Origin of the sequence: Ruminococcus sp. OM04-4AA (assembly GCF_003462585.1) — a bacterium.
GTDB lineage: Bacteria > Bacillota > Clostridia > Lachnospirales > Lachnospiraceae > Mediterraneibacter > Mediterraneibacter faecis.
This window is the reverse complement of the sequence record NZ_QTZH01000113.1, coordinates 1-2,770: the sequence shown is the minus strand read 5'-3', so window position 1 is coordinate 2,770 and position 2,770 is coordinate 1. Positions and strand designations below refer to the sequence as shown.

At 32.9% G+C, this 2,770-nt stretch carries 5 protein-coding genes; 1 reads left to right on the top strand and 4 read right to left on the bottom strand.

What is annotated here, in order from left to right:
- The first annotated feature begins 411 nt into the window (after positions 1–411).
- On the top strand, positions 412–882 hold the full coding sequence (tnpA, locus tag DXB52_RS15330; protein WP_118107999.1) for an IS200/IS605 family transposase: 471 nt from the start codon (positions 412–414) through the stop codon (positions 880–882).
- A gap of 115 nt (positions 883–997) precedes the next feature.
- Here tnpA and DXB52_RS15325 read toward each other — a convergent pair whose 3' ends face one another.
- From DXB52_RS15325 to DXB52_RS15305, 4 genes are all read right to left on the bottom strand, one after another.
- Positions 998–1,297 carry a topoisomerase C-terminal repeat-containing protein gene (locus DXB52_RS15325; RefSeq protein ID WP_118108001.1) on the bottom strand — a complete coding sequence of 100 codons (300 nt, stop codon included), beginning with the start codon at positions 1,295–1,297 and terminating at the stop codon, positions 998–1,000.
- Between the two features lie 145 nt (positions 1,298–1,442).
- Positions 1,443–2,180 (bottom strand): 23S rRNA (adenine(2058)-N(6))-methyltransferase Erm(B), encoded by a 738-nt coding sequence (erm(B), locus tag DXB52_RS15315; protein WP_117479738.1) that lies wholly within the window; start codon positions 2,178–2,180, stop codon positions 1,443–1,445.
- 125 nt (positions 2,181–2,305) lie between these two features.
- Positions 2,306–2,389 carry a 23S rRNA methyltransferase attenuation leader peptide gene (locus DXB52_RS15310; protein WP_001814874.1) on the bottom strand — a complete coding sequence of 28 codons (84 nt, stop codon included), beginning with the start codon at positions 2,387–2,389 and terminating at the stop codon, positions 2,306–2,308.
- Positions 2,390–2,409: 20 nt separating this feature from the next.
- A complete protein-coding gene (locus DXB52_RS15305) occupies positions 2,410–2,697 on the bottom strand; it encodes a hypothetical protein (RefSeq protein ID WP_472520513.1) in 288 nt (95 codons plus the stop codon).
- Positions 2,698–2,770 lie beyond the last annotated feature (73 nt).

Sequence of the window (2,770 nt, the reverse complement as noted above, 5' to 3'; positions counted from 1 at the left end):
CTAGGTGTGATTTAATGACCTCTTTTGAAAAATTTTTTAAATTTTTTCGGGTATGAAAAAAGCCCGCACAAAACATATAGTCTGTACGAGCCTTTAAAGCTAAAACATAGTAATATTGTATCATTAAGAATCACAAATCACAAGTGATTTGTGATTAATCACTTGTGATTTGTGATAAGTGATTTGTGATTAATATATAAAAGCCCTCTTTAAAGGGCTTTTATGTTTATTGTTAGGCTTTAAGCCTGTTCAGCACAGTGGAGTTTCTCAGAAGAGAAACGGAACTTTGATGAACAAATAAACCACCGGCTAGGCCGGTGAGTCAGCATTGCTTAAGCTTACAGTAAAAAACCTCCAGTGATATAATTATGTTGGTTCGCCAACCACATAAAATCAAAGGAGGTTATCCAAATGGATATAAACAGTTTAGCACATACGAAATGGAATTGTAAGTATCATATTGTTTTTGCACCAAAATATAGAAGAAAAGTAGCGTATGGGAAGATGAAACAGGATATTGCGAATATTTTAAGTATGCTATGCAAAAGAAAAGGTGTAGAAATAGTAGAGGCAGAGATATGCCCAGACCATGTGCATATGCTTGTAAAGATACCACCAAGTTTAAGTGTTTCAAGTTTTGTAGGGCATTTGAAAGGAAAAAGTACACTTATGATCTTCGAACGCCATGCAAATTTAAAATACAAATATGGAAATCGCCATTTCTGGTGCAGAGGATATTACGTAGATACTGTAGGGAAAAATGCAAAGAAGATACAAGAATATATTCAAAATCAATTACAAAATGATTTAGAGTATGATCAGATGACACTAAAAGAATATATTGACCCGTTTACGGGTGAGCCAGTAAACCTAAATAAATAAAATAAGCCCCATAGGGCTTGATAAGTAAATGACGGTACAGTTGGCGAACCAAATTCGATGAGTCTTTAGACTTAGCGTCGGTAATAAGCCTTATAGGGCTAGTACAAACCACCGGCTAAGCCGGTGGTTTTGATTTTGAAAAAGAGATAAAATCAATATATCCCTTTTCCCCAATTTTTACAACGGCATTGTAGGGCTTTTTCTCTTTGTTTTTGATTCCTTTTACCAGGGTTTCTTTTCCCTCCAGTAATTCTTTTACATTCGTTTTGGTTAGTTTTTTCTTTCTAAAATGTTCAGCTAAAGTAAACTTACATTCAGGATAATTTGAACAACCATAAAACGATTTTTTTAATACAATATTGTTGCCACACTTAGGACATTTTCCTACAAGGGGTCCCGAGCGCTTAGTGGGAATTTGTACCCCTTATCGATACAAATTCCCCGTAGGCGCTAGGGACCTCTTTAGCTTCTTGGAAGCTGTCAGTAGTATATCTAATAATTTATCTCCATTCCCTTTAGTAACGTGTAACTTTCCAAATTTAAAAAAGCGACTCATAGAATTATTTCCTCCCGTTAAATAATAGATAACTATTAAAAATAGACAATACTTGCTCATAAGTAATGGTACTTAAATTGTTTACTTTGGCGTGTTTCATTGCTTGATGAAACTGATTTTCAGTAAACAGTTGACGATATTCTCGATTGACCCATTTTGAAACAAAGTACGTATATAGCTTCCAATATTTATCTGGAACATCTGTGGTATGGCGGGTAAGTTTTATTAAGACACTGTTTACTTTTGGTTTAGGATGAAAGCATTCCGCTGGCAGCTTAAGCAATTGCTGAATCGAGACTTGAGTGTGCAAGAGCAACCCTAGTGTTCGGTGAATATCCAAGGTACGCTTGTAGAATCCTTCTTCAACAATCAGATAGATGTCAGACGCACGGCTTTCAAAAACCACTTTTTTAATAATTTGTGTGCTTAAATGGTAAGGAATATTCCCAACAATTTTATACCTCTGTTTGTTAGGGAATTGAAACTGTAGAATATCTTGGTGAATTAAAGTGACACGAGTATTCAGTTTTAATTTTTCTGACGATAAGTTGAATAGATGACTGTCTAATTCAATAGACGTTACCTGTTTACTTATTTTAGCCAGTTTCGTCGTTAAATGCCCTTTACCTGTTCCAATTTCGTAAACGGTATCGGTTTCTTTTAAATTCAATTGTTTTATTATTTGGTTGAGTACTTTTTCACTCGTTAAAAAGTTTTGAGAATATTTTATATTTTTGTTCATGTAATCACTCCTGAAGTGATTACATCTGTAAAATAAATACAGAAGTTAAACGATTTGTTTGTAATTTTAGTTATCTGTTTAAAAAGTCATAAGATTAGTCACTGGTAGGAATTAATCTAACGTATTTATTTATCTGCGTAATCACTGTTTTTAGTCTGTTTCAAAACAGTAGATGTTTTATCTACATTACGCATTTGGAATACCAACATGACGAATCCCTCCTTCTTAATTACAAATTTTTAGCATCTAATTTAACTTCAATTCCTATTATACAAAATTTTAAGATAACAGTCAAGAACATATCTGCACAAGTTGTAGATATACCATAAATGCTGATAATCAACATGATTACGCTTACCATCAAATAAGTAAGTGTTTCTTGCTTATTAAAATTATCCATAGTACAACGTGAATTCCAGAGAAAAAGAGAAATCGCACCAAGAATAATACTTAAAACAAAAATGACATTTCTTTTTTTACTGTCACGGAACATTTTTCTTTTCATTTTGTTTGTCAAAATAAAGAAAATCACGTATCGTCATTTTACTTATTCTTCTTAATAGATTAAGCAAAACCAAAACATAAATAGT

What these genes read in the sequence shown, in the direction of transcription:
- DXB52_RS15310 (WP_001814874.1), bottom strand. Translation starts at nt 2,389, where the DNA reads ATGTTGGTATTCCAAATGCGTAATGTAGATAAAACATCTACTGTTTTG.
- tnpA (WP_118107999.1), top strand. Translation starts at nt 412, where the DNA reads ATGGATATAAACAGTTTAGCACATACGAAATGGAATTGTAAGTATCAT.